This window comes from Cupriavidus sp. L7L, from assembly GCF_004353535.1.
Classification (GTDB): Bacteria; Pseudomonadota; Gammaproteobacteria; order Burkholderiales; family Burkholderiaceae; genus Cupriavidus; species Cupriavidus oxalaticus_A.
Genome location: NZ_SMNY01000053.1, coordinates 23672 through 46483, shown reverse-complemented (window position 1 = coordinate 46483; position 22812 = coordinate 23672). Strand labels below are relative to the sequence as shown.

General features: G+C 68.4%; 23 protein-coding genes. 10 read left to right on the top strand and 13 right to left on the bottom strand.

Translation table 11 applies throughout. The annotated features are described in order from the left end of the window. Positions 1 to 56: 56 nt before the first annotated feature. The 5 genes from metW to argB all read right to left on the bottom strand — a co-directional run bounded on the left by metW (position 57) and on the right by argB (position 4771). Complete coding sequence (metW, locus tag E1J61_RS33610) at positions 57 to 668, bottom strand: methionine biosynthesis protein MetW (protein WP_063241126.1); 612 nt, start codon at positions 666 to 668, stop codon at positions 57 to 59. Then, positions 665 to 1846 carry a homoserine O-acetyltransferase gene (locus tag E1J61_RS33605; protein WP_133098143.1) on the bottom strand — a complete coding sequence of 394 codons (1182 nt, stop codon included), beginning with the start codon at positions 1844 to 1846 and terminating at the stop codon, positions 665 to 667. The genes metW and E1J61_RS33605 overlap by 4 nt, the downstream gene beginning before the upstream one ends. A gap of 304 nt (positions 1847 to 2150) precedes the next feature. Beyond that, the gene (gene slmA, locus E1J61_RS33600; RefSeq protein WP_195428588.1) at positions 2151 to 2831 is read right to left on the bottom strand and encodes a nucleoid occlusion factor SlmA; all 681 of its coding nucleotides are present in this window, start codon (positions 2829 to 2831) and stop codon (positions 2151 to 2153) included. After that, the gene (locus E1J61_RS33595; RefSeq protein WP_133098142.1) at positions 2828 to 3787 is read right to left on the bottom strand and encodes a pyrimidine 5'-nucleotidase; all 960 of its coding nucleotides are present in this window, start codon (positions 3785 to 3787) and stop codon (positions 2828 to 2830) included. Before E1J61_RS33595 ends, slmA begins: the two co-directional genes overlap by 4 nt. Before the next feature lie 66 nt (positions 3788 to 3853). After that, entirely contained in the window at positions 3854 to 4771 is a 918-nt protein-coding gene (gene argB, locus E1J61_RS33590) for an acetylglutamate kinase (RefSeq protein ID WP_084254770.1), read from the bottom strand. 313 nt (positions 4772 to 5084) lie between these two features. On the opposite strand from argB, the gene E1J61_RS33585 reads away from it, so the two are divergent. Continuing rightward, positions 5085 to 5315: a cysteine-rich CWC family protein gene (locus tag E1J61_RS33585; protein WP_133098141.1), complete on the top strand. Its 231-nt coding sequence runs from the start codon at positions 5085 to 5087 to the stop codon at positions 5313 to 5315. Here E1J61_RS33585 and E1J61_RS33580 read toward each other — a convergent pair. Beyond that, positions 5288 to 5839: a DMT family transporter gene (locus E1J61_RS33580; protein WP_133098140.1), complete on the bottom strand. Its 552-nt coding sequence runs from the start codon at positions 5837 to 5839 to the stop codon at positions 5288 to 5290. The genes E1J61_RS33585 and E1J61_RS33580 overlap by 28 nt on opposite strands. Positions 5840 to 5933: 94 nt before the next feature. Here E1J61_RS33580 and E1J61_RS33575 point away from each other — a divergent pair, with 94 nt between their 5' ends. After that, positions 5934 to 6869, top strand: coding sequence for a LysR family transcriptional regulator (locus E1J61_RS33575; RefSeq protein WP_133098139.1), 936 nt, complete (start codon positions 5934 to 5936; stop codon positions 6867 to 6869). Positions 6870 to 7059: 190 nt separating this feature from the next. On the opposite strand, the gene E1J61_RS33570 is transcribed toward E1J61_RS33575, so the two are convergent. Beyond that, entirely contained in the window at positions 7060 to 7545 is a 486-nt protein-coding gene (locus E1J61_RS33570; RefSeq protein ID WP_133098138.1) for a copper chaperone PCu(A)C, read from the bottom strand. A gap of 175 nt (positions 7546 to 7720) precedes the next feature. Between E1J61_RS33570 and E1J61_RS33565 the strand changes: the two genes are divergently transcribed. Continuing rightward, positions 7721 to 9118 (top strand): ATP-binding protein, encoded by a 1398-nt coding sequence (locus E1J61_RS33565; RefSeq protein WP_133098137.1) that lies wholly within the window; start codon positions 7721 to 7723, stop codon positions 9116 to 9118. Between the two features lie 21 nt (positions 9119 to 9139). Further along, a complete protein-coding gene (locus E1J61_RS33560) occupies positions 9140 to 9751 on the top strand; it encodes a response regulator transcription factor (RefSeq protein ID WP_133098136.1) in 612 nt (203 codons plus the stop codon). A gap of 33 nt (positions 9752 to 9784) precedes the next feature. Here E1J61_RS33560 and E1J61_RS33555 read toward each other — a convergent pair whose 3' ends face one another. The 5 genes from E1J61_RS33555 to E1J61_RS33535 all read right to left on the bottom strand — a co-directional run bounded on the left by E1J61_RS33555 (position 9785) and on the right by E1J61_RS33535 (position 14689). After that, positions 9785 to 10114, bottom strand: coding sequence for a hypothetical protein (locus E1J61_RS33555; protein ID WP_133098135.1), 330 nt, complete (start codon positions 10112 to 10114; stop codon positions 9785 to 9787). A gap of 238 nt (positions 10115 to 10352) precedes the next feature. Then, a complete protein-coding gene (gene hslU / locus E1J61_RS33550) occupies positions 10353 to 11684 on the bottom strand; it encodes an ATP-dependent protease ATPase subunit HslU (RefSeq protein ID WP_133098134.1) in 1332 nt (443 codons plus the stop codon). Between the two features lie 37 nt (positions 11685 to 11721). Then, complete coding sequence (hslV, locus tag E1J61_RS33545; RefSeq protein WP_012351483.1) at positions 11722 to 12258, bottom strand: ATP-dependent protease subunit HslV; 537 nt, start codon at positions 12256 to 12258, stop codon at positions 11722 to 11724. Positions 12259 to 12512: 254 nt separating this feature from the next. Beyond that, positions 12513 to 13499, bottom strand: a complete 987-nt coding sequence (locus E1J61_RS33540) for a tripartite tricarboxylate transporter substrate-binding protein (RefSeq protein ID WP_133098133.1) — start codon at positions 13497 to 13499, stop codon at positions 12513 to 12515. A 290-nt stretch (positions 13500 to 13789) separates the two neighbouring features. Then, the gene (locus E1J61_RS33535; protein ID WP_133098132.1) at positions 13790 to 14689 is read right to left on the bottom strand and encodes an alpha/beta fold hydrolase; all 900 of its coding nucleotides are present in this window, start codon (positions 14687 to 14689) and stop codon (positions 13790 to 13792) included. Positions 14690 to 14836: 147 nt separating this feature from the next. Here E1J61_RS33535 and E1J61_RS33530 point away from each other — a divergent pair, with 147 nt between their 5' ends. The 6 genes from E1J61_RS33530 (at position 14837) to E1J61_RS33505 (ending at position 21745) form a co-directional block, all read left to right on the top strand. Next, positions 14837 to 15343 carry a Fur family transcriptional regulator gene (locus E1J61_RS33530; RefSeq protein WP_133098131.1) on the top strand — a complete coding sequence of 169 codons (507 nt, stop codon included), beginning with the start codon at positions 14837 to 14839 and terminating at the stop codon, positions 15341 to 15343. A gap of 30 nt (positions 15344 to 15373) precedes the next feature. After that, positions 15374 to 16441, top strand: coding sequence for a GTP-binding protein (locus tag E1J61_RS33525; protein WP_133098130.1), 1068 nt, complete (start codon positions 15374 to 15376; stop codon positions 16439 to 16441). Positions 16442 to 16779: 338 nt separating this feature from the next. Then, complete coding sequence (gene dksA, locus E1J61_RS39005) at positions 16780 to 17466, top strand: RNA polymerase-binding protein DksA (protein WP_239477827.1); 687 nt, start codon at positions 16780 to 16782, stop codon at positions 17464 to 17466. 277 nt (positions 17467 to 17743) lie between these two features. Continuing rightward, the gene (locus tag E1J61_RS33515) at positions 17744 to 19003 is read left to right on the top strand and encodes a GTP-binding protein (protein WP_133098129.1); all 1260 of its coding nucleotides are present in this window, start codon (positions 17744 to 17746) and stop codon (positions 19001 to 19003) included. Beyond that, positions 18948 to 19412 carry a hypothetical protein gene (locus tag E1J61_RS33510; protein ID WP_133098128.1) on the top strand — a complete coding sequence of 155 codons (465 nt, stop codon included), beginning with the start codon at positions 18948 to 18950 and terminating at the stop codon, positions 19410 to 19412. The genes E1J61_RS33515 and E1J61_RS33510 overlap by 56 nt, the downstream gene beginning before the upstream one ends. A 164-nt stretch (positions 19413 to 19576) precedes the next feature. Beyond that, a complete protein-coding gene (locus E1J61_RS33505) occupies positions 19577 to 21745 on the top strand; it encodes a TonB-dependent receptor (protein WP_133098127.1) in 2169 nt (722 codons plus the stop codon). A 133-nt stretch (positions 21746 to 21878) separates the two neighbouring features. On the opposite strand, the gene E1J61_RS33500 is transcribed toward E1J61_RS33505, so the two are convergent. Continuing rightward, on the bottom strand, positions 21879 to 22802 hold the full coding sequence (locus tag E1J61_RS33500) for an MBL fold metallo-hydrolase (protein WP_133098202.1): 924 nt from the start codon (positions 22800 to 22802) through the stop codon (positions 21879 to 21881). Positions 22803 to 22812: the final 10 nt, after the last annotated feature.

The window sequence follows — 22812 nt, the reverse complement described above, 5'->3', positions numbered from 1 at the left end:
GTCCTTGCCCAGCGCCCGCCGCAACTATCAGGGACAGTGCGGGAGGGCCAAGCCTGTCAGGCCGCGCAGACCCGGTACACCGCCAGGCTGCCGCGCCAGTTGACGCCCCAGTTAACGGTAATGCCCTCGTGCATCACCACGCGGTCGATGACGCGCAAGCCGACCGTAGGCGCCAGCTCCTCGAAATCGCTGATGGTCAGCACGCGCACGTTGGGCGTGTTGTACCACTGGTAAGGCAGCGATTCCGACACCGGCATGCGCCCGCGGAACACCGACAGCCGGTGCGGCCAGTAGCCGAAGTTCGGGAACGACACGATGCACTCGCGCCCCACCCGCAACGTGTCGCGCAGCACCTGTGCGGTGTTGTGGATGGTCTGCAGCGTCTGCGACAGGATCACCGTGTCGAAGCTCTTGTCCTCAAACAGTGCCAGCCCGCCTTCCAGGTTCTGCTGGATGACATGCACGCCCTTCTGCGCGCACGCCAGCACGCCTTCGTCGCGGATCTCGATGCCGTACGCCTGCACGTCGAGCTCGTCCTGCAGCACGCGCAGCAGGCTGCCGTCGCCGCAGCCCAGGTCGAGCACGGTGGAGTTGGGTTCGATCCAGCGCGCGATCGCGCGGAAGTCGGGGCGCAGCGCCAGGATATTGGGATTGGCCAGGGCGTTCATGCGCCGATCTCCTCTGCGATGCGGTCGTAGTAGGCGCGCATCAGGTTGTGGTAGCGCGGGTCGTCGAGCAGGAAGGCATCGTGGCCATGCGGCGCGTCGATCTCGGCGTAGGAGACCGGGCGCTTGTTGTCCAGCAGCGCCTTGACCAGCTCGCGGCTGCGGCTGGGCGCGAAGCGCCAGTCGGTGCTGAAGCTGGCCACCAGGAAGCTCGCCTGCGTCTGCGCGATGGCGCGGGTCAGGTCGCCGCCATAGGCCAGCGCCGGATCGAAGTAGTCCAGCGCGCGCGTGATCAGCAGGTAGGTGTTGGCGTCGAAGTACTCGGCGAACTTGTCGCCCTGGTAGCGCAGGTAGCTTTCCACCTGGAACTCGACATCGAACGAGAAGCGGATGTCTTCCGCCTTCAGCTCGCGGCCAAACTTCTCCGCCATGTCCTCGTCCGACAGGTAGGTGATATGGCCGATCATGCGCGCCACGCGCAGCCCGCGCTTGGGCTTGACGCCATGCGCGTAGTAGTTGCCGCCGTGGAAGTCCGGATCCGACAGGATGGCGCTGCGCGCCACCTCGTTGAAGGCGATGTTCTGCGCCGACAGCTTGGGTGTGGACGCGACCACGATGCAGTGGCGCAGACGGTCCGGGTACATCAGGCTCCAGGCCAGCGCCTGCATGCCGCCGAGGCTGCCGCCCATGACCGCGGCGAACTGCGTGATGCCGAACGCGTCGGCCACGCGCGCCTGCGCGTTGACCCAGTCCTCCACCGTCACCACCGGGAACGTCGCGCCATAAGGCAGGCCGGTCGCGGGATTCACGCTCATCGGCCCGGTCGAGCCGAAGCACGAGCCCAGGTTGTTGACGCCGATGACGAAGAAGCGGTTGGTGTCGAGCGGCTTGCCCGGGCCCACCATGTTGTCCCACCAGCCCAGGTCGCGCGGGTTGTCGGCGTAGACGCCGGCGACATGGTGCGAGGCATTGAGCGCGTGGCACACCAGCACCGCGTTGGAGCGCGCCGCGTTGAGCGTGCCGTAGGTCTCGACCATCAGGTCGTAGCCGGCGAGGGACGTGCCGTTGCGCAGCTTCAGCGGCTCGGCGAAGTGCATGCGCTGCGGCGTAACCACGCCGACCGAATCGGTCGACAGCGGGGCGAGTGCGCTGGGCGCAGACGGCAAGGCGACATCAGTCATGGAATCCGGGCCCGCGGCGAACGGGCATAAAAAAACCCGACCGGCATTTGCGTGTGAAGCATCGCAGCCAAGTCGGGATTCACTGGATTCCTTGCGGGATTCCGCGTGCCGGCGATCATTGTCGTGGTGACATGGGGCGCCGACCCAACCTCTTTAGCCGCATTTATAGTGGCAGCCCGGACCGGGGTCCCTTGGTCCCTTGGTCCCTTGGTCCCTTAGTCCCATAGCTGCCGCGCGCCCGCAAGCCAGTCATCAAATCGGCGCGACCGGGCAATTATAGAGCAATCGGCCCGGCGTGTCGGTTTCAGCCCAGCAGCACCCGCAGATGCGCCTCGGCATGGTCCGACGGCGACTTGCGGAAACCGCTCTTGGCATAGCGGTGCCACTGGCCCTGCACCGTCGCCATGATCAGCGCGGCGCGCGCCGGGATGTCGGCATCCGCGGGGAATTCGGCCTGCGTCACTGCCACCTTCAGGCACTGGCGCAGCGAGGCCTCGATGCGGTCCACCACCTGGTTGATGCGTTCCTGCAGCCGCTCGTGCTCGCCCACCAGCGCCTCGCCGGTCAGCACGCGCGTCATGCCCGGGTTCTTCTCGGCAAACGACAGCAGCATGCGCACGATCGCCTGTGCCTGGCGCAGGCCGTGCTCTTCCTTGTCGGCAATCTGGTTGATCAGGCCGAAGACGGTCTGCTCGATAAAGCCGATCAGGCCCTCGTACATCTGCGCCTTGCTGGCGAAGTGGCGATACAGCGCCGCCTCGGACACGCTCAGGCGCGCGGCCAGCGCGGCGGTGGTGATCTTTTCCCCGCGCGGATGCTCGAGCATGGTCGCCAGCGTCTGCAGGATCTGGATGCGGCGCTCGCCCGGCCGCGGGCGCTTGCGCGCCGGCGCGGCAGGCGCCGCGGGCGTGTCCGCGGGTGTGTCCATCTCGTCGGCTCCGCCTGCAATGACTGCCTCCGGCTGGTCCCCGTTGCTTTGCGTCATGACCCGTTTCTCCGCATTCGTCGTTGGAGTTGATGCATCGATTGTACTTTTATGTCCACATAGGCCGGCCGGTTCGCCACGCGGGCCCGCACGCGAGGCGCGTTGCCGGACTGCGCCTGCGGTGCCTGCGGAACCTGTGATTCCGCGGCCACCAGCGTGACCGAATGCTCCTGCGCGGCGTGGCCGGCGCGGCGGTCTTCTTCCGCCTCGAGCGTCGAGCGGACCGCCGCATCGCGCCGGCTGCCATCGTCTTGCGCCGAATTGGGCGCGCCAGGCACGTCATGCGGGCGCGACGGCGCCATGGTGCGCAGGTAGCCGGTCACCCAGGCGGTGCGGATGCCGGTGCCGGCATAGCGCTTGAGGTGCGACACGGTGTCCTCCACCAGCACCGCGCGATGCGGCGCCACGCGCGCCTGCACCAGCAGGCGCCGCAGCATGCGGCGGTCCGGCTTGGGCCGCAGGTGGCCATGCACCCACATCTGCTCGATCGCCACCACGCGCTCGAAGCAATGGCCGATGCCGGCGATGTCCAGCACAGCGCGCGCATAGTCCTGCGGGGCGTTGGTGACCAGGAGCTTGCGCCCCGGCAGGCGCCGCAGGTGCGCCGCCAGCCCGCGCTGCACGCGCACCATCCCGGCCAGCGCCGGGAATTCATGCGCCGCGCGCAGGAAGTCGGCGGGATCGACGCCATGGTGGCGGATCATGCCGAGCAGCGTCGCGCCGTAGCGCTGCCAGTAGTCCACCCGCACGCGGCTGGCGGTGGCCTCGTCGCAACCGAGCACGCGCGCCACGTAGGCGGTCATCAGCCGGTTGATCGCCGGGAAGATCGCGTGCGAGGCATCGTGCAGCGTGTTGTCGAGGTCGAACAGCCAGACCGTGCGCCCCGAGTTGTCCCCGGCGGGACGGCGGCGCAGGCGAGCGCGGACACGGCGCGGAGGAGGAAGACTGGTAGGCACGCCGGGCGACTCTGGAGATGATGGGATGCCGGGGCAGCCGGTTGTGGCCCGCCCCGGCGGTGCCGCTCAGTGCGAGCGGATCATGGTGCCGAACGCCTGCTCGGTCAGGATTTCCAGCAGCAGCGAATGCTCGATGCGGCCGTCGACAATGTGCACCGAATGCACGCCGCTCTTGGCCGCGTCCAGCGCCGACGAGATCTTCGGCAGCATGCCGCCCGAGATAGTGCCGTCGGCGAACAGTTCTTCGATCTCGCGCGCGGTCAGGTCGGTCAGCAGGTTGCCCTTTTTGTCCATCACGCCCGGGATGTTGGTCATCATCACCAGCTTCTCGGCCTTCAGGATCTCGGCCATCTTGCCGGCGACCACGTCAGCGTTGATGTTGTAGGCCTGGCCGTCGTCGGAGAAGCCGATCGGCGAGATGACCGGGATGAAGGCGTCATCCTGCAGCGCCTTGACCACGGCCGGGTTGATCGCCTCGATATCGCCCACGTAGCCGATATCGATGAAGGCGCCCGGGTTCTCGCGGTCGGGCATCTGCAGGCGCTTGGCGCGGATCAGGCCGCCGTCCTTGCCGGTCAGGCCCACGGCCTGGCCGCCGTACTGGTTGATCAGCATCACGATGTCCTGCTGGACTTCGCCGCCGAGCACCCACTCGACCACTTCCATGGTCTCTTCGTCGGTGACGCGCATGCCTTGCACGAAGGTGCCGACCTTGCCGACCTTCTTCAGCGCCTCATCGATCTGCGGGCCGCCGCCGTGCACCACCACCGGGTTCATGCCGACCAGCTTCAGCAGGATCACGTCGCGCGCGAAGCCGTGCTTGAGCTTTTCTTCGGTCATGGCATTGCCGCCGTACTTCACCACGATGGTCTTGCCGTGGAACTTGCGGATATACGGCAGCGCCTCGGCGAGGATCTCGGCTTTCAGTGCGGGAGCGATGGCGGCCACCGCAGTCGCGGCAGGCCCGGGGTTGTCGGCGTTCATGGGGGACATCCGTGAGATTCAACAGGTATGATGGCTAACAGCCGCGTAGCCGGGGGAAAACGCAACAGCGCGCAACAGGGATCGCCCGAAAGTGCGCCATCCGGCTATGGCAGGCGCCGATTTTACAAGAAACCGCGCGGGGCGCGAGTCCCGCGGCCCGGGCAGGTCCGGCCATCCGCCCCGCAAGCGCCGCACGGGGCACCACGGCGGCCCGCCGGCGTTCCGTTCGCGCAACAGCACAGCTTCTTTCGCGGCCTTTGCCGTTTGTCTTGCGCTTCGCCGTACCAGTTCCCGCCGTATCAGTTCCCGCACCATGACCGATCCCGCCACCGTCCTGACCGGCCAGCTTCGCCCCGTCGAGCATTGCAGCCAATGCGGCGCCGGCTTCGTCTGCGGCTACGTGGCGGGGCTGCGCGAGTGCTGGTGCGCCAGCCAGCCGCTGCTGCCGGCACGGCGCATCGTGCCCGGCCAGCACTGCCTGTGCCCCGGCTGCCTGGCGGCGCGCCAGCGCGGCGATCAGGCGCCGGAGCCCGCCGAGGGCTGAACCGCCGGCACAGGGCCGGACGACGCGCCGGCGCTGCTCCACTGCATCACCAGCATCCCCGCCACGATCAGCGTGGCGCCCGCCAGCCGCGCCGGCGTCATGGCCCGCACAGCGAATCCGGCCAGGCCGAACTGGTCGACGGCCAGCGCGGCCAGCACCTGCCCCGCCACCACCGCGGCGATAAAGCCGGCCGCGCCGAGCTTCGGCGCCACCACCAGGGCGGCCGAGATATAGAACACCCCCAGCACCCCGCCAATCCACGTCCACGCCGGCGCGCGCGCCAGCACCGATGCCGCGGGCAGCGGCACGCGCAGCAGCCATAGCAGGGGCAGCAGCGCCGCCAGGCTGACCAGCAGCGACACCAGCGTCGCCCCCAGCGGATGTCCCAGCGTACGCGCCAGCGTGGCGTTGGCGCCCGCCTGGAACGGGATCACGGCGCCCGCCAGCACGGCGGTGGCAAGGGGCAACACTAGGGGCAACAGCAAGGAAATCGGGAAAGAATTCGGCAACTGGATGCCTGACATGTCACGCTCCGTAGGGCAAACTGCGATGCCTGACAGTTTGAAATATCGCAAAGCGAATTCCCAATTCTGCTTTCATACGTTTAATATTCGCCGAATGAATAGCCTACGCGGAATCGACCTCAACCTGCTGGTGGTGCTTGAAGCACTGCTCGCCGAGCGCCACATCTCACGCGCCGCGCTGCGCCTGCACCTGAGCCAGCCGGCGGTCAGCCATGCGCTGGGGCGGCTGCGGCAGCTGCTCGACGATCCCATCCTGGTACGCGGCAAGGGCGGCCTGGTGCTGAGCGCACGCGCCCATGAACTGTCCGGCCCGCTGGCCGAAGCGCTGTCGCAGGTGCGCATCCTGCTGGGGCCGAGCGGCTTCCAGCCCGCCACCGCGCGCCGCAGCTTCCGCCTCGCGATGTCCGACTACGGTGCGCTGGTGGTGCTGCCGCGGCTGCTGCGCGCCTTGCGCAAGGCCGCGCCCAATATCGACCTGGTGGTGTCGCAGGCCAGCCGCGAGGGCATGACGGCGCAGGTGGCCGATGGCGAGATAGACATGGCGCTGGGCGTGTTCAGCTACCAGCCCGAAGGCGTGCAGTCGGCCGAATTGTTCCGGGAAAGCTATGCCTGCGCGGTGGACGCGGCCACGGTGCGCGACACCGGCCGGCTCGACCAGGTGGCCTACCTGGCGCGCTCGCATGTGCTGGTGGCCACCCACAGCGAACGCATGGACGCGATCGACGCCGCGGTCGCCAGGCTGGGCGGGCGGCGCAAGATCGCCTGCGTGGTGCCGCACTGGAGCGTGGCGCCGGCGCTGATCGCCGGGACCAACCTGGTGCTGACCACGGCGCGGCGCAGCCTGTCGGCGCTGGAGGAAGACTCGCGCTACGCCATCTTCGAGCCGCCGTTTGCGCTGGAAGACTTCACCTTCAGCATGATCTGGCACGAGCGCACCGAAGCCGATCCGGCCCACGCCTGGCTGCGCGAGCGCGTGCTGGCGGCGGCGGCCAGTCAGGAATCGGAAGAGCCGATCAGCTTGCGCGGCTGACGCCGCCGCGCCGGCTTGGCGGCACCCGGCACCGGCGGCTGCGGCCGGGCGTCACGGCGCCTTGCCGGCGGTTCGGGGGATGCAGGCCGTGCGGGCGGCGTGCCCCCGCGGAACACCAGTTTCTGACGCGTGCCGTGCTGCTTGTTGGCCATGATGGCTGGCGGCCAGGGCCAGGCCTGGCTTCTGCTGATCAGTGCATGTGATCGCCGTGGCCGGCGTGGCCGCCGCCCGGCACCATGTCGCGCACTTCGGCGTTGACCTTCTGCTCGGTCACCTTGCCGCCCTGCTCGATCTTCAGCGTGATGGGCACGGTGTCGCCCTTCTTGAGCTGGCTCTTCAGGCCCATCAGCATCACATGGTAGCCGCCCGGCTTCAGCTCTACGTCCTTCATCTTGGGCAGGTCGAGCGACTTGACCTGCCGCATGCGCATCACGTTGTTTTCCATCTTCATCTCGTGGATCTCGGCCTCGCCCACCGGCGACGAGACGCCCACCAGCTTCGCGTTCTCGTGCGCATGCAGCACCATGAACGCGCCCGAAGCGGCCTGCGTCGGCACCGTGCCGCGCACCCAGGCGTTGCTGACGTCGACCTGGGCCAGCGCGGCCCCGGACGCCAGCGCCGTGGCCAGTGCGGCAATCGATGCGGCCAGCGTGGCCGCGCGGAATTTGGCTTGCATCGTTGTCTCTCCTGAAAGCAGAGATTAGAACATGGCACCGCGCGCCGCGTGCAGGCATGCCAGGGCATGCGGGCCGGCCAAAGCCGGCTAGTCTGGCAGCCGCGGCGGCGCGCCGCCAATGCGGCAAGGTGTCGCACGCGCCGGCACCTTCCGGCCGCATTGATACACTCGCGCCATGACCACCGCCGCAGCCGTGCCCCCCTCATCCCCCTCATCCCGCTTGCCTGACCTGCCCTTCCTGTCGCCCTTGCCGGCCGCCAGCTCGCCGCGCCACGGCCAGGTGACGCTGCGGCGGCTGTTCTGGCTGCGCTGGGCGCTGCTGTCGGGGCAGGCGCTGACGCTGCTGGCCTGCGACCCGATCGCCGGCATCCGGCTGCCGTATGGGCCGCTGATGGTGGTGCTCGGGCTCCAGGCGCTGTTCAACCTGATCACGGCGCTGCGCCTGCGCCAGCACACGCGGCGCAACACGGCGCCCGGCGAAGCCGAACTGATGGGGCAGCTGCTGGTGGACCTGACCGCGCTGTCGGCGATCCTGTTCTACACCGGCGGCGCGACCAATCCCTTCGTGTCGTTCTACCTGCCGGGCCTCGCCATCGCCGCGGCCATCCTGCCGTGGCGGCAGGTGCTCGCGCTGGCGGTCTATGCGCTCGCCTGCTACACGGTGCTGCTGTTCGAATACGTGCCGCTGGACCTGCACAACCCCGACAACGCGGTGAACTACCACCTGGCGGGCATGTGGCTGAACTTCGTCGCCAGCGCGGTGATGATCGCGATGTTCGTCGCGCGCCTGTCGGGCGTGCTGCGCCAGCGCGAGGCGCAGCTGAACCTGGCGCGCGAGCAGCTGCTGCGCGAGGCGCGCGTGGAAGACCTCAACGGCCAGGCCGCCGCGGTGGCGCATGAGATCGGCACGCCGCTGGCGACGCTGGCGGTGATCGCCGGCGAGCTGCGCGCCGATGCCTCCGACGCGGCGCTGGGCGCCACGCCGATCCGCAGCTACCTGCCCGACCTGCAGACCGTCGAGCAGCAGCTGGCGCTGTGCCGCACCACGCTGGCGCGGCTGCGCGAGGACTCGGCCACGCTGGCGCCGCAGCGCCTGGACGCCTGGCTGCCGGCCTTTGCCGAGCGCTGGCAGCTGCGCCATCCCAACGCCAGCCTGCAGGCAAGCGCCACGCCGGGCGCCGGCGCGCAGCCGGTGGAGACCGCGCGCGTCGGCCAGATCCTGACCATCCTGCTCGACAACGCCGCGCGCGCCCAGCAGAACGCCGGCCGCTCCAGCCGGCCGCTGCAGCTGGAAATCGCCATGGAGCCGGGACACGTGGCGCCGTGGCTGTCGTTCCGCGTCGCCGACCATGGCGACGGCATTCCCGAGGCACTGCGCGGCCAGCTCGGCGAAATGCCGGTGGCCAGCCAGCACGGCGGCCAGGGCATCGGCCTGTACCTGGCGCAGAGTGGCGCGCGCCAGATGGGCGGCGAACTGGGCTGGCGCGACCGCTCCGGCGGCGGCACCGTGGCCGAGCTGCGGCTGCCCGCACTGTCTACGCTATCGGCGCCGCGTGCGCGCAGCGCATCCTGAACCCACGCGCGACTCCTGACCATGACCGACACCTTCCAACCGGTTCCCGAAGCCACCGCGCCGGCGGGCACTTCGTTCCTTGTCATCGACGACGACGAAGTCTTTGCCGGCACGCTGGCACGCGCGCTCATGCGCCGCGGCTACGCCGTGCAAGTGGCCCATGACGGCCGCACCGCGCTGGCGCTGGCGGGCCGAACCGACTTTGCCTACGTCACGCTCGACCTGCACCTTGAGCCGCCGCCCGAGGCCGGCAGCACCGCGCCGGCCGAATCCGGCCTGCAGCTGGTCGCGCCGCTGCGCCAGGCGCTGCCGGACGCGCGCATCCTGATCCTGACCGGCTATGCCAGCATCGCCACCGCGGTGGCGGCGGTCAAGCAAGGCGCGGACGAGTACCTGGCCAAGCCGGCCAATGTCGATTCGATCCTGACTGCGCTGATGGCGGGGGTGTCGGAAGACGCGGCGCAGGCCGCGCTGGAAGAGCCGGTGCCGCTGTCGGTGGCGCGGCTCGAGTGGGAACATATCCAGCGCGTGCTGGCCGAGCATGGCGGCAATATCTCCGCCACGGCGCGGGCGCTGAACATGCACCGGCGTACCTTGCAGCGCAAGCTGGGGAAGCGGCCGGTGTCGCGGTAGAAGGGTAGGGAAACCGGATTGCGGCTGCCGCGCTTACAGGCGCAGCTGCACGTGTTCCCAGTCCAGCCCTTCGCTGGACTCGGCAGTATCGCCCTGCGCGACGATGCGCATGGCATCGCCCGCATGCCGGTCCGACAGCGAGAACAGCGCGCCGGCTTCAAGCGCCAGCGTGGCGGCCGCGGCCTTGGCGGCGCCGCGCGCGCTGGCCTGTGCAGCAGGTGTGGCCGGTTTGGCCTGCGTGACTTCGGCTGCCTGCACGGCAGGCACGGCGGGACGGATGCAAAGGAATGCCGTGGCCGCGGCCAGTGCGGCCAGCAAGCCTCCGGTGGCAAGCACCACGCGGCGGGTCTTGTAGTTGACCATTGGTTTCTCCTGGCAGTGGTTTGAGTGGGATGCGGTGGCTCCCGCACCGGTCAATCGACCGTCAAGGTGCGCAAGGGTCTCATTGCCGCGCGCGGGTGCGCCAGTGTGCTTACCAATGCTTACGATGCTTACCGCGATGTGGCAGGCGGATACGTACTGACAACAAATTCCAGCCGCGACCCGACAAAAAAAGGGCGCATCGTGATGCGCCCTTCTTGTTCCGGCCCTGCGTGCCCGCTTACAGCACGTAGCGCGACAAGTCTTCGTTGCCGGCCAGGTCGCCGAGGCGCTGGTCGACATAGGCCGCGTCGATCGTCACGGTCTCGCCCGACGACTTGGTGGCGTGGAAGGACAGGTCCTCCAGCAGCCGCTCCATCACCGTGTACAGACGGCGCGCACCGATGTTCTCGACCTTCTCGTTGACCGAGAACGCGATCTCGGCAAGTCGGCGGATGCCGTCCGGCGCGAACACCAGGTTGACCTCTTCGGTGTTCAGCAGCGCCTGGTACTGCTTGGTCAGGCTGGCATCGGTCTGCGTCAGGATGGCCTCGAAGTCCTGCACCGACAGCGACTCCAGTTCCACGCGGATCGGAAAGCGGCCCTGCAGTTCGGGGATCAGGTCGCTCGGCTTGGACAGATGGAACGCGCCCGAGGCAATGAACAGGATATGGTCGGTCTTGATCATGCCGTACTTGGTGTTCACCGTGGTGCCTTCCACCAGCGGCAGCAGGTCGCGCTGCACGCCCTGGCGCGACACCTCGCCGCCGCCGATTTCGCTGCGGCTGGCGATCTTGTCGATCTCGTCCAGGAATACGATGCCGTTCTGCTCCACGTTGGCGATGGCCTTGTGCTTGAGCTCCTCGTCATTGACCAGCTTGGCGGCCTCTTCGTCGACCAGCAGCTTGAAGGCTTCCTTCACCTTCATCTTGCGGCGCGCCTTCTTGCCCTGGCCCAGGCCGGCGAACATCGAGCGGATCTGCTCGGTCATGTCCTCCATGCCCGGCGGGCCCATGATGTCCATGCTCGGCACGCCGGCGGCGAGTTCCAGCTCGATTTCCTTGTCGTCCAGCTGGCCCTCGCGCAGCTTCTTGCGGAACACCTGGCGCGTGTTGGAATCCTTCTCTTCCGGCTGCGAGAAGCCGATATCGCGCGGCGGCGGCAGCAGGACGTCGAGCAGGCGGTCCTCGGCCGCGTCCTCGGCCTTGGTGCGCACCTTCTTCATCTCGGATTCGCGCGTCTGCTTGATCGCCATCTCGGCGAGGTCGCGCACGATGGTGTCGACGTCGCGGCCGACATAGCCCACCTCGGTGAACTTGGTCGCTTCAATCTTGATGAACGGCGCGTCGGCCAGCTTGGCCAGGCGGCGCGCGATCTCGGTCTTGCCGACGCCGGTCGGGCCGATCATCAGGATGTTCTTGGGCGTGATTTCCTGGCGCAGCGGCTCGGCCACCTGCTGGCGGCGCCAGCGGTTGCGCAGCGCCACCGCCACGGCCTTCTTGGCCTTGTCCTGGCCGATGATGTGCTTGTCGAGTTCGGAAACGATTTCCGACGGGGTCATGGTGTGCGACATGGTATCCGTTCAGTAGGGCGCGCGTTGCCGCCTTCGCTTATTCCAGCGTCTCGATGACGAAGTTGGTATTGGTGTAGATGCAGAGCTCGCCGGCGATGGTCAGCGCTTTCTCGACCACGTCCTTCGGCGCCATCTCGGTGTTCTCCATCAGCGCCTTCGCGGCCGACTGCGCGTACGCGCCGCCCGAGCCGATCGCGGCGATGCCGCCCTCGGGGTCGAGCACGTCGCCGTTGCCGGTGATGACCAGCGTGGTGTCGCGGTCGGCGGTGATCAGCATGGCTTCCAGCCGGCGCAGCGCGCGGTCCGAACGCCAGTCCTTGGCCAGGTCGACCGCGGCGCGGGTCAGGTTGCCCTGGTACTTTTCCAGCTTGGCTTCGAAGCGGTCGAGCAGCGAGAAAGCATCGGCCGTGCTGCCGGCAAACCCGACCAGCACCTTGCCGTTGTAGATGCGGCGCACCTTGCGTGCGGTGCCCTTCATCACGATATTGCCGAGAGTGACCTGGCCATCACCGCCAAGTGCGACCTGGTTGCCGCGGCGAACGCTGACGATGGTAGTGCCGTGATACTGTTCCATGGTGGCTTCCGTGAATATGTCACGACCGTAGTTGGCGACGCCCCCGGCCGTTTCAAGCCCTTTCGTGCGCCGGGCCACCCAGGCGGCGCGCCGCGCGGGCGTCTGACCACTATAGGACGCCGGGCGCGGGGCTGCCGCTGCGCCTCGTGCGCCTCCCCCCAGATGCAAAAAGGGCCATGCGTTGCCGCATGGCCCTTCCATGGCGCCCGGCGCATCACTTCAAGCGATGCGCCCTGGCAATCCGATCAGTCCGCTCAGTCGGCATAGACGCCGGCCTTCTTGATCACCGGGGTCCACTTGTTGATTTCGGCGGTCAGGTAGGTGCGCAGCGATTCCGGCGTGGCGCGCTGTGCCGACGCCGCTTCGGCGCCCAGCTCGGCCATCTTGGCGCGGAACGCCGGGTCGGCCACGGCCTTCTGCAGGGCGGCCGACAGCTTGTCGATCACCGGCTTGGGCGTGCCCTTGGGCGCGTACATGGCGTGCCAGACCTTCACTTCCACGTTAGGCATGCCCTGTTCGGCTGCCGTCGGGACGTCCTTGAACGCCTCCACGCGACGCGCCTGCATGGCTGCGTACGGCTTGACCGAGTGGGCCTTCAGGTGGCCGGCCAGGTTGGTGGTCTGGTCGCACAGCAGGTTGACCTGGCCGCCCAGGATATCCGTCAGCGCCGGCGCCGCGCCCTTGTACGGCACGGTGGTCAGCTCGGTCTGGATCGCGCTCTGGAACAGCAGGCCGCACAGGTGCGAGGCCGAGCCGATGCCGGCGTTGGCCAGCGACAGCTTGGCGGCGTTGGCCTTGATATACGGCACCAGTTCCTTGAAGCTGTTCGGCGGCAGCTGCTTGTTGCCGACCAGGATCATCGGCACGTCGGCGATTTCACCGACCATCTCGAAGTCCTTCAGCGGATCGAAGCCCAGGTTTCGGTACAGCGCCGGGGCCGTGGCCATGCCGATATGGTGGATCAGCACGGTGTGGCCGTCGTTCTTGGCCTGGACCACCTTCTTGGCACCGATGGTGCCACCGGCGCCGCCCAGGTTTTCGATCACGATGGTCGCGCCCAGGTGCTTGGACATGATCGCGGTCAGTTCGCGCGAGACCTTGTCGGTCGGGCCGCCCGCCGAGAACGGCACCACGGCCGAAATGGGCTTGCCGCCCGGGAATTCCTGCGCGTACACGCCTGCCGCCACGCCCATCGCGCTGACTGCCAGCGCGGCCGCGATCGTCTTTGCCACTCGTTTCATGCTCTCTTCTCCTGGTTCCTTCAATACCCGTCTTGCAATGCATTGCCGCCGGCTTGGCCCCTGCTCGTGCGGGGGCGCTCTGGCGCGGTCTCACTAGCCGCGCTTGGACCATGACCGGCTGGCGCCGCTGCCCCTGCGGTAAACCGCAAGGGCGGGGGATGATGTTAGCAACTCCAGACAATGCGCAGGTATAGGGGCTAACCCGCCTGCAATCCGCGGCATATGGCGGGAAATCCGGAAACAGGCAGGGATCGGCCGCAAAGGCACGCTTTTGCGACATGTGGCGCTGCTCAACGGAAAAAACCGAGCATTTCCTCAAGTAGCGGTTCGGGGGCTTCTTCCGGGAGGTAGTGCCCGCACGGCAGCGCCTTGCCGCTGACATCGGCGGCTACCTCCTGCCACAGCCCGAGCGGCTCGAAGCAGCGCGCCACCACACCGTGCTCGCCCCACAGCACGCGCAGTGGCAGCGCCAGCCGGCGTCCGGCCTCGCGGTCGGCGCGGTCGTGCTCAAGGTCGATGGTGGCGGCGGCGCGGTAGTCCTCGCACATGGCGTGCACCCGCGCCGGGTCGCGCATGGCCGCCACGTAGGCGGCCATCGCGTCCGGGGCGAACGGGCTCGGGCCGGCGTGGCGCAGGCCGACCAGCTTCTGCAGGTAGAACTCGGGCTCGGCGTTGATCAGCGTCTCGGGGAACGGCGCGGGCTGGATCAGGAAGAACCAGTGCCAGTAGGCCGCGGCAAAGGCCATGCTGGTGCGCTCGTACATGGCCAGCGTGGGCGCGATGTCGAGCAGCATGGCACGGCTCACGGTTTCGGGGTGGTCGGCGCAGAGCCGGTGCGCCACGCGCGCGCCGCGGTCGTGGCCGCACAGCGCAAAGCGCGTGAAACCGAACTTCGCCATCAGCCCGACCTGGTCCTGCGCCATGGCGCGCTTGCTGTAGTGCTCATGCCCGGCGTTGCCCGGCGGCGCCGAACTGCTGCCGTAGCCGCGCAGGTCGGTGGCGATCACGGTGAAGTGGTCGGCCAGCGTTGGCGCCACCCGGTGCCAGATCAGGTGGCTTTGCGGATGGCCGTGCAACAGCAGCAGCGGCGGGCCGGAGCCGCCCTGCACGCCGGCGATCTCGACCTCGCCGATGCGGTGCCGGAAGGGCTCGAAATTAGGGAACAGCAGCGCGCTGGCGTCGTTCAGCATGGCTTGTCTCCGCTCCTGGGTCGCTTGTCGATCATAGGCGCAAACCCCGCCCTCGGCGCCGCCCGTGACTACCGGGGACTACCGGGCGCATCCAGGGACCGTTGCAACTGAATTGCATCAACCGTGGGCCTATGGTTAAATCGGCCCATGACCCGCATTAGCCCGGACGGGCCGGCCCCTGGACCGGCGCCCGCCATCCTTGAAGCCGCCCACGAGCGCCTGCGCCAGCTGGGCGCGCGCGTGACGCAGCCGCGGCTGTGCATCCTGGCCTGCCTGATCGGCAGCGACGAAGCGCTGACCCACCAGGCCGTGATCGACCACCTGCCCGAGCAGGGCGAGACCATCGACCGCGTCACCGTGTACCGCGTGCTGGACTGGCTGGTGGAGCAAGGCGTGGCGCAGAAGCGCGCCGGCAACGACCGCGTGTTCCGCTTCAGCCTGGTGGAGCACGAGGCCGCGCGCGCGCAGGAACACCGCCAGCACAGCCATTTCCACTGCACCCGCTGCGACCGCACTTTCTGCCTGGACGACGCCAGCGCCCCGGCCCAGCCGGCCGCGCCGCGCGTGCCCAGCGGCTTTGCCATCGAACATGTCGAACTGACCGTGAACGGCGTCTGCGCCGAGTGCGGCAAGCGTACGCCCGCCGCCCACTGACCGGCACTCTCATTTCCCGGAGAACAACAAATGTCCAAACTGACCCCGGTCACGATCCTGACCGGCTTCCTCGGCAGCGGCAAGACCACCCTGCTCAAGCGCATCCTGAACGAGCAGCACGGCATGAAGATCGCCGTGATCGAGAACGAGTTCGGCGAGGAAAACATCGACAACGAGATCCTGGTGCAGGACGGCCGCGAACAGATCGTGCAGATGAGCAACGGCTGCATCTGCTGCACCATCCGCGGTGACCTGGTGCAGGCGCTGTCAGAACTGCTGACGCGCCGCGACGCCGGCGAGATCGACTTCGACCGCGTGGTGATCGAGACCACCGGCGTGGCCAACCCGGGCCCGGTGGCGCAGACCTTCTTCATGGACGAGGAAATCGCCTCGCGCTACCTGCTCGACGCGGTGATCACGCTGGTCGATGCCAAGCACGCGCACCTGCAGCTGGACAAGCAGGAAGAGGCGCAGCGCCAGGTGGGCTTTGCCGATGCCATCTTCATCACCAAGTCCGACCTGGTCAGCGAGGGCGACGTGGCCGAGCTGCGCCACCGCCTGCTGCACATGAACCCGCGCGCGCCGATCCGCCCCGCCCATTTCGGCGAGACGCCGATCGACACCATCTTCGACCTGCGCGGCTTCAACCTGAACGAGAAGCTGGAGCTTGACCCAGAATTCCTGCGCGCCGACGAGCATGACCACGATCATGACCACGAGCACGGCGAGCATTGCGGCACCGACTGCGGCCATGACCACCACCATGGCCACGGGCACGACCACCACCATCACCACCACCATACCGACCGCATCGCGTCGTTCGTCTTCCGCAGCGAAAAGCCCTTCCACTACGGCAAGCTGGAGGAATTCCTGTCGGGGATCCTGGCGGTGTACGGGGAGAAACTGCTGCGCTACAAGGGCGTACTATATATGGAGGGCGTGGACCGGAAAGTCGTGTTCCAGGGCGTCCACCAGTTGATGGGCAGCGATATCGGCGCCAAGTGGGAAGACGAGACGCCGGGCACCAAGATGGTATTTATCGGCGTGGACCTGCCGCGGGACGCCATCCTCAAGGGCCTGGAGAACTGCCTGGCCTGAGTGCACGGACCGCCGCATGCGCGGTCCCTACCTTCGGACACCGTTCACGGCCACCCCCGTTCGGGGTACCGGGGAAATACCGAAGTGCTGGCTGGCTTTCCCCCGTATCTCGGAAAAATTTGTTCAAGTACAATAGGCCGGATTTGATACCGGTGGCGCACCTTTTTTCCGCCGCCGGTATGGTCCGCTGAACAGGCGGGCCGCAGGGCGGCGGTCGTCGTCAGCATGAGGCAGGCCGCCGGGCAGGTGCGGTCGCAGTGCTTCGTGCGGAGACCGCCTTTCCGCTAGGGGTACCTCGGCGCGCGCCGTCACTGACTGACGCGAGAGAGAGGTGTCCCATGACAGCCGCAACGAAGACGAAAGAAAGCCGCAGCAAGACAGGTAGTGCAGCGGCAGAGACGCTCAAGGCGCAGCCTGTGAAGGCCGCGCCCGCTCCCCGCGGCAGTACGGCGAACGCCGAAGCGGGCGCAACGAAGGGAGGCCCGCGAAGCAGCAAGACTGCAGCCAGCCAGAGTGAAACGACCGTGGCGCGCAAGCGCACGGACAGCGAATCCGAGCGGACCCAGACGCCGCCGGCCGCCTCAACAAGAGAATCAGCAGCAACCATGAGCAGCAACAAACTTCTGACTGAAGCTGAAATCCTGAAGATGAGCGACAAGGATTACATGAACGAGGCGCAGCTCGCCTTCTTCAAGAATCGCCTTGAGCAGCTGCGTGACGAAATCCTGAAGAACGCTGACCAGACCACGGAACACCTGCGCGAAACCGTCATCGTGCCGGATCCGGCCGACCGCGCCACCATCGAGGAAGAGCATGCGCTGGAACTGCGCACGCGCGACCGCGAGCGCAAGCTTCTGAAGAAGGTCGAGCAGTCGCTGCAGCGCATCGAGTCCGGCGACTACGGCTGGTGCGAGGAAACCGGCGAGCCGATCGGCGTTCCGCGCCTGCTGGCCCGGCCCACCGCGACGCTGTCGCTGGAAGCCCAGCAGCGCCGCGAACTGCGCCAGAAGCTGTTCGGGGACTGAAGCCCGGCAACTGAGCCGGCCTGCCTGGCCGGCGCAGCCGCGACACGACGGCCCGGTTTATCCGGGCCGTTTGCATTGGTGGTCAAGCGCGGGGCACCGCTGCACTTGTCGTGGCCCGGCCACGGCCTACCATGATGAGAATCGTCCCGCTGTCGCCGGCCGGGGCTTTCTGGTAAATTCGCAACTTTGTTGCAACAACCGGGTGCGCGCCTGTTTGCGGCCCCTGCTTGCAGTCCCTGCTTGCGCCGCCGGTTCGCCACCTTTCCGCTCTCCTGCCATGGCTGATCGCCTGCCTGTCACCGTGCTGTCCGGCTTTACCGGCGCCGGCAAGACCACGCTGCTGAACCACCTGCTTGCGCAAGGCGCCGGCGGGCGCGTGGCCGTGCTGGTCTGCGGCGCGCAGGATGGCCAGACGCTGGCGCCGCTACCGCCCGGCTGCGAGGCCACCGTGCTGCCGGATGCCGGCACGCTGATGGCCGAAGCCGCGCGGCTGGCCGCGCAAGGGCGCTTTGATGCGCTGCTGGTCGAGGCCGATGGCCGGGATGACCCGCTCGCCATCGCCGAGGGCTTCCTGTTCGAGGCCGAGCACGGCGCCGGCCCCGATGCCGCGCTGCAGCCCGACACGCTGGTGACAGTGGTCGACGCGGCCACCTTCCTCGCCGACCTCAACGAAGCCGATTTCCTGGCCGACCGCGGCCTGGCGCAGGGCCCGGAAGACGACCGCACCGTCGCGGAAGTGCTGGCCGCGCAGGTCGAGTTCTGCGACGTCATCGTGCTGAACAAGGCCGACCTCGCCAGTGCCGGCGAGCTGGCGCGGCTGCGCGCGGTGCTGCATGCGCTGAACCCGCGCGCCGAGATCGTCGAGGCCAGCTTCGGCAGCGTGCCGCCGCAGCGGGTGTCCGGCACCGGCCGCTTCGACTTCGCCGCCGCCGCGGATGCTCCCGGCTGGCTGGCTGCCCTGCAGGGCACGGCGCCGGAGCCGGACAGCGGCGTGTCGACGCTGGTGTACCGGCGCCGCCGCCCGTTCCATCCACAGCGCTTTGCCGACCTGATCCATACCGAATGGCTGCGCGAACAAGGCAGCGTGCTGCGCTCCAAGGGCCTGTTCTGGCTGGCCAGCCGCATGGACACCGCCGGCGACTGGAACCAGGCCGGCGGCGTATGCCGCCACGGCGGCGCCGGCGCCTGGTGGTCTGCGCTGGACCCGGCCGAGTGGCCGACCGATGACGCCGACCGTGCCGGGATCGAGGCCGACATGCAGGTCGACGGCGCGCCGGCACCGTTTGGCGACCGCCGCCAGGAGCTGGTGCTGATCGGCTTGGACCTGGACGCTGCCGCGCTGGCGGCGCGGCTCGATGCCTGCCTGCTGGACGATGCCGAGATGGCGGCAGGCACGCAGGCGTGGGCGGACTACGCAGATCCGTTCCCGGCGTGGGTCGACGAGCTGGACGAGGACCACGAACACGACCACGGCCACGATCATGACCATGGCGACGATTGCGGCTGCGGCGCGCCGCACCATCCCCATGCGCACTGACTGGTTCACCCGCCTGCGCGCGCACGGCCCGGGCTTGTGGCTCGCGCTGTGGCTGGCGCTATGCCTGCTGCTGGCGCAGCATGCCGGGCTGACCCACCGCATCGTGCACGGCGGGCTGCCGGGGACCAGCGCAGCCGCGTCGGTCACGTCGGTCACGCCGGCCGAGGCCGACGCGACCAACGCCGATACCGATTCCCATCCACTGGCGCAGAAATTCAGCGGCCACTCCTGCGTGCTGTTCGACGGCGCCACGGTGGCCGACACGCTGTGCGGCAAGCTGCCGCTGCCGCGGCTCGCCTTCGGCAAGCCGGTCAAGCCTTCCAACCTCGCCTGGCGCTGGCCCGACCTGCCCGCCGCCCACCCCTTCCATTCGCGCGCGCCACCGGCGTCGGCCATCGCCCTCGCCTGATCCGGGACGCGGCCATCGCCGCGTGCCCGGCTTTCGAATTTTCCTGAGCTGAACGCCTGCCGCCCGCCTGGTGCGGCCGTCCCATATGGGGCGGCTCGCGCCACGCCACGCCATGCAGCCGTGCCCAGCCCGGGGCTGATCGCCACTGCTTCGTTACGCGCGCCATGTCCAAACAGAACTGCACGAAAAACAGCGCCCCTCGCCTGACCCCGCTCGCGGCCATTGCCGCCTCCCTGACCGCCTCGCTCGCTGCCCTGGCAGCGCCCGCGCACGCGCAGACCGCCACGCCTGCGGCCACCGCCGAAACCGCTCCTGCCACCGCCACTGCTACCGGCACGCTGCGCGAAGTCGTCGTCACCGCCAACCCGCTCGGCAGCGAACTGAACGACATGGTCGCGCCGGTCTCGACGCTGGGCGGCGACGCGCTGGCCGTGCGCCAGGCCAGCACGCTGGGCGAGACGCTCGACAAGCTGCCCGGCGTGTCATCGACGTACTTCGGCCCCAATGCCAGCCGCCCGGTGATCCGTGGCCTGGACGGCGACCGCATCAAGGTGCTGCAGAACGGCGGCAGCACCGTCGACGCTTCGACCCTGTCCTATGACCACGCGGTGGCGCTGGATCCGCTGGTGGCCGAGCGCATCGAGGTGGTGCGCGGCCCGGCCGCGCTGATGTACGGCGGCAATGCCATTGGCGGCGTGGTCAACGTGATCGACAACCGCATCCCCAAGGAGCCGATCGAAGGCGTAGGCGGCGCCGTGGATGCCAGCGGCACCATCGGCGGCGACCAGGCCCGCAATGCCAGCGCGCTGATCGAGGCCGGCAACGGCCAGTTCGCGGTCCATGCCGACGCGTTCGCGCGCAAGACCAGCGACCTGCGCATCCCCGGCTACGCCCGCAGCGACCGCCTGCGCGCCGCCGAGCCCCTGCCCGAGGGTGAAAGCGAGGCCTACGGCCGCCTGCCCAACACCAGCGCCGATCAGCAGGGGGGCTCGCTGGGCGGCTCCTACACCTGGGCCGATGGCTTTGTCGGCGCCAACTACAGCGCCTACCGCAATGACTACGGCACGCCCGCCGAGGACGACGTGCGGCTGAAGATGAAGCAGGACCGTTTCGCGCTGGAAGGCGAGGCGCGCAACCTGGCCGGCACCACCGGCGGCTGGATCGAATCGGTCAAGGGCAAGTTCGGGTACACCGACTATGAGCACAAGGAGATCGAGGGCGGCGAGACCGGCACGATCTTCAAGAACCGCGGCTGGGACGCGCGCTTCGAGGCCAGGCACGCGAAGATCGGCAACATGACGGGGGTGATCGGCACGCAGTTCGGGCATACCGACTTCTCGGCGCTGGGCGAAGAAGCGTTCGTGCCGAGCACCAATACCGACAACGCCGCGCTGTTCCTGTTCGAGGAGCTGCCGCTGACCGCGTCGGGCGACCTCAAGCTCAACTTCGGCGGCCGGCTCGACCACAGCAGCATCAAGGCCAGCGCCAACGGCAACGACCGCTTTGCCGACGCCAACCGCAGCTTCAACGCCACCAGCGCCTCGGCCGGCCTGCTGTACAAGGTCAACCCGGCGTGGTCGCTGACCAGCAACCTGTCCTACACGGAACGCGCGCCGACCTTCTACGAGCTGTACGCCAACGGCCCGCACGTGGCCACCGGCTCGTGGGAGCTGGGCGACCCCAACGCCAACAAGGAGCGCGCCACCTCGATCGACCTGGGCGTGCGCTTCAAGTCGGGGGCGCACAGCGCGGGCGTGTCGGGCTACTACAGCCGCTTTGCCAATTACCTGGCGCTGTCGGCCACGGGCCGCGCGCGCGACGAGGCCGGCGACGTGGTCGCCCCGGGCAGCCCGGATTCGCTGCCGGAGTTCCAGTACCTGGGGGTGCCGGCCACGCTGTACGGCTTCGAGGCCGAGGGCAAGACACGACTGCTGCAGAAGATGCTGACCACCAGCGACACGCTGGATTTCGAGGCGCGCGCCGACTACGTGCGTGGCGAGAACCGCGACACCGGCGAGCCGCTGCCGCGGCTGGCACCGCTGCGCCTGGGCGGTGCGCTGGTGTATGGCGCGGGGCCGTGGGGCGCGCGCGTGGATGTCACGTACGCGGCCAAGCAGACGCGCGTGCCGAGCAACGACACACCGACCGATGCATATACGCTGCTAAGCCTGGCGTTGACCTACAAGTTCAAGGTGGCCGGGACGCAGACGCTGGTGTACCTGCGCGGGGATAACCTTACCAACCAGGATGCGCGCAATGCGACGTCGATCCTGCGGGATATCGCACCGCTGGCTGGCAGGAGTGTGAAGGTGGGGTTCAGGACGTCGTTTTGAGGCCGCGTGGCGGCTTAGCGGCTGGCGCGACTTCGTTGAGACGCCGGTCCTATCCCCCGGCCCCTCTCCCGCAAGCGGGAGAGGGGCCGGGGAGAGGGCTGGCGCTTCCCATCGCGCAAGCCCTGCAACCACCTCAATCCCGATTCACCACCCACTCCCCCTCCACCGCCAACGCGCCCGCTCCCACCAGCGCCCGCACCGTCTGCGCGGAAATCCCGGCCATCTCCTGCCCCGGCATGAACCGGTCGCGAATCCGCACCATCAACGGCGCCTCCGCCATCCACCGCGCCAGCTCCGCCTGCGCCATCCGCTGCTGCTCCAGCAGCTTGAACTTCACCAGCACCTTGACCGCGTGGCTGGCATTGCGCGCGGGATCGGCGCTGAGGTGACGCAGCCGCGCGGTCGCGCGCTCGACCGCGGCATCGACGTCGGTAAACATGGGCCCGTGACCGGGAATCACCAGCCGCGCATCGAGCTCCGCGATGCGCGCCAGCACGGCCGCCTGCTCGGTGAAGCCGCTCTCGCCATCCAGCTCGGGAAAGATCACGCCGAAGCCGTTCTCCCACAACGCATCGCCGGAAATCAGGATGCGCGGCCCCGGTGCGAACAGCATCACCGCATGCGGGTCATGGCCTGGCGCGGCCACCACCTGCCAGTCGATGCCGCCCAGCGTCACCGCATCGCCATCGTGCAGCACGCTGTCGAAGCCGAAGCGGTCGCACTGCTGTCCGGTGGCACGGTAGGTGAGCGCCTCGGTATCCCACGCGGCCACGGCCGCGGCTTCGGCTGCGGGAATCGCGGTACGCGGCTGCCAGCGTGCCTGCAGCGCGGCATTGCCGCCGCAATGGTCCGAATGCAGGTGGGTGTTGAGGATGCGCACCAGCGGCCGTCCCTGCAGCGCGGAAGCGACCAGCGCCACCGTCTGGGGCGCATGCGTGACGTAGCCGGTGTCGACCAGCGCGGTCTCGTCGCCATCGACGAACAGGATGTTGTTGGCCGACAGCCAGCCGCGCTCGAACACGCGCATGGTGTCGGGCAATGCGGGCAACGCGGGCATCGATGCTTCG